This window comes from Alistipes sp. CAG:29 (genome assembly GCF_000435435.1).
Classification (GTDB): Bacteria; Bacteroidota; Bacteroidia; order Bacteroidales; family Rikenellaceae; genus Alistipes; species Alistipes onderdonkii.
The window spans coordinates 1-3,210 of sequence record NZ_FR893500.1 but is presented as its reverse complement, the minus strand read 5'-3'; the positions used below and the strand labels follow the sequence as shown (position 1 = coordinate 3,210).

2 protein-coding genes are annotated in these 3,210 nt (G+C 41.9%); one reads left to right on the top strand and one right to left on the bottom strand.

The window, feature by feature from the left end:
• The first annotated feature begins 82 nt into the window (after positions 1 to 82).
• Positions 83 to 2,218 (top strand): SIR2 family protein, encoded by a 2,136-nt coding sequence (locus QVP03_RS11600; protein ID WP_288210796.1) that lies wholly within the window; start codon positions 83 to 85, stop codon positions 2,216 to 2,218.
• Between the two features lie 165 nt (positions 2,219 to 2,383).
• Here QVP03_RS11600 and QVP03_RS11595 read toward each other — a convergent pair.
• The coding region (locus tag QVP03_RS11595) for a family 20 glycosylhydrolase (protein ID WP_288210795.1) at positions 2,384 to 3,210 on the bottom strand (827 nt) is incomplete at its 5' end.

Genomic DNA, 3,210 nt, shown 5'->3' with positions numbered 1-3,210 from the left:
ATTTAATTAACTAATTACAAATATACAATGTGAAAAATTTGGCAAAAAGGCAAGTGATAATTTGCCAAAGATTTCAACATTGTTGGAGAAGACAAACCGTGCGAATTTCTATAAGTTTCTTGTTGAAAAATTCACGGTTGCAGAATTCCCAAAATATTATTATGCTATAAATAAGCTGAATCTTACGGGTGTTTATACTACAAATATTGACAATCTTATCTCAAAAATAGTTTCTGCCAACCCTCAAAGATATTTACATAATCAGGCACAAAATGGAGTACCTACTGACAGCAAAGCCATACCATATCTTCCATTACATGGAAGTGTTGAAGATGCTGAGCCAAATTTTGTTTTTGATGTTGTTTCTTTGGCAAATATATATAATGATGCTAGTAGAATATGGTCCTTTCTGAGTCATGCGGTGGAGAAATACCCTACAATCTTTGTTGGATATGGGCTTAATGATAGTTCTACAATTCAGGCCTTAACATCTCAAAAAACATTTAATAATGCCCAAAAAGAAAAATGGATATTATTGATTGAAGATGACGAGGATGACAGAGAATACTATAAATCTTTGGGTTTTAGCATAATAATAGCTAATACCAAAGAGTTCTTAGAGTATATAGAGAATGTTTCTTTAGATCAGGGAGCCATAAACTCCAAGAAAAAAAGTGACGAATTGATCTCCTTGTTAAAAGGAAACTTAATTCCAACGAGCATAAAAGGTCAAGTAGTAAGACCTATAGACGAATTCTTTAAAGGACAAGCACCAACATGGGGAGATGTCATTAATAATAATATTTATAAAACATCTCATTACAATACGATTCACAACTCTATATTTGTTCCCGACAAGCACATTATAATAACTGGAGCTCCGGTTACAGGAAAAACCACATTGATGATGCAAATAGCATACAATGTGAAATATAACGGGGTGAAGTTAATATTTAACAACCTAACATTATCAAGTGCTGAATATTACAGCAAATTAATCGGAGATAAAGTAGCTCTTATTTTTATCGAGAATTTCACGGATGATATAAATGCATTCCTAAAGTTGGCAGAATTAAAAAATGCGAAACTTGTGGGGGTAGATAGAAGCCACAATCTTAATATGGTAAATCACAAATTCCCGACAAGTAAGTATGAAATAATAAACGTAACGCAATTAACAGAATCCGATACACAAAATATATTTGATTCTTTGCCTCCGTCGATTCGAGGAAAGTCGATCAAAAAGGAACAAAGGAATCAATATGAAGATGATTCTATCTTTGAATTCGTTATAAGAAATATAAAAGGCCAAAATGTTGCAAGCCGGTATGATGGAGTTCTTAAAAAATTGGAGCGAGAACATCACGAGTTAGCTGAGTTTTTAGTGCTTTGCGGCTATATGCATAGTTCTCGTGTTCCATTGTCTTTTGAGGTGGCATGTAGTTATTTTAGTGATCCCAATCAACTATATAATTATAGAGAGGTACTTGAGATGAGAAATGATCTTGATGACCTATTGAAAGATTATTATAGTAATGAATTGTTGGATCAAGATATGGATTTCTATTATCCCCGATCTTATTTTATAGCAGAATCAATAATAAAAAGTGCTCCCAGAGATGTCTTAAAACAGGTAATGAATAAGGTAATCGACAGAGTACCAACGGTGCAAATATATAATTATAACACCTTTAAGAAGCATGCTTTTGATAAAAGCATTGTTTCAAAAGCATTTCCAGACTGGAAAGAAGGCAAGGAATTTTATGAGAGAGCCTTTTTGTATGACTTTAAAAACCCATATGTCTTGCAACAAGGTGCGTTATATTTATCTATGAAAAAGAAGTATCATGATGCTTTTTCTTGGATTGATAGAGCCATAACAATGACAAACAATAAACACTTCTCAATCCGTAACTCTCATGCGATAATTTTATTTGACGCTAACTATAATGTAGATAGCACTGATGCGGAAAGACAGCTAGATGCAAGTATGGATATTCTTAGTCAATGTATTAATTCTGATCTACGAACCACGTTTCATGCAAAAACATATGCAGATCAAGCCGTAAGGTATTATAATAAATACGGAAATGATAGAGCTGTTTCATATTTGAATCAAGCTAAATTATGGCTTGAGAAAGAAATTCAAGAGAGAGGATGGGATTATGATGTAAGGAAACAATTGGTTAAAATTGATGATATTTTGAAACGCATTTAGTAAAATGGAAATCAGATCTAGAATTGACTACTTTGTACCTCATTTGTACCCAAAAAGGATTAATAGTCTAAATATTAACTGATTTCATTTTCTGCATCGGAAAACAGGGCGCGTGGCAGGATTATGTACTTTTTTGGCAGTATCCGTGACCTGCGGTTCGCCGGGTTACTCCCCGGGGTTGCCCAGGCGGGTGGTGACGACCATGCTCCGGCGTCCGGCGGGGGTGACGGCGACGCATTTGAGCACCCGTTGTTCCCCTGGGGGAACGACCACCTCCAGATAGTCCGGCACTTCGCGGTCGAAGTCGTAGGGCGTGGCGCCGTTGAGCGTGTAATAGACCCGGCAGCCCGGGAAAGGCGGGCGGATCGTGAAGCGGAAACATCCCCCTTCGAGCGTCTCTTCGCGGATGCCGTGGGGTTGCGGAACCTGATAGGCTGCCCCTTCGGCGTCGAGCCGCGCAAGGTATGCCGGAAGGCGCTGCCGGGAGAACTCCTCCCACGACTTGCGCGCCACGGGCGACCATGCGATCTCGGAGAGGGCGTAGATGCGCGGCAGCAACTGGTACTCGACCCGCTTCCCGGTCGCCACGAATTCCGTCCAAAGGTTGGCCTGCACGCCCAGCAGGTATTGCTGTTCCTCTTCGGAGAGCCCCTCCGCCGGGTCGTAGCCGTATATCTTCTCCAGCGGCAGGGAGAGGTTCAGGCTTACGGGCTCGTCGGGCGAATCCGTCCCCCGTTTGTCGAAATAGAGGTACTGGCCGGGGGTCATCACCACATGGTGGTACTCTCTGGCCGCCGCGATGCCGCCCTGTGTGCCCCGCCAGCTCATGATGACCGCCCCGGGCGACAGCCCGCCCTCCATGATCTCGTCCCAGCCGATCAGCTGCCGGCCTTTCGACGTGAGGTAGCTGTCGATGCGGTGGGTGAGGTAGGATTGCAGCTGCGTCTCGTCGCGCAACCCCTCGGCCGCGATCCGGGCCTGGCAGTCGGGGC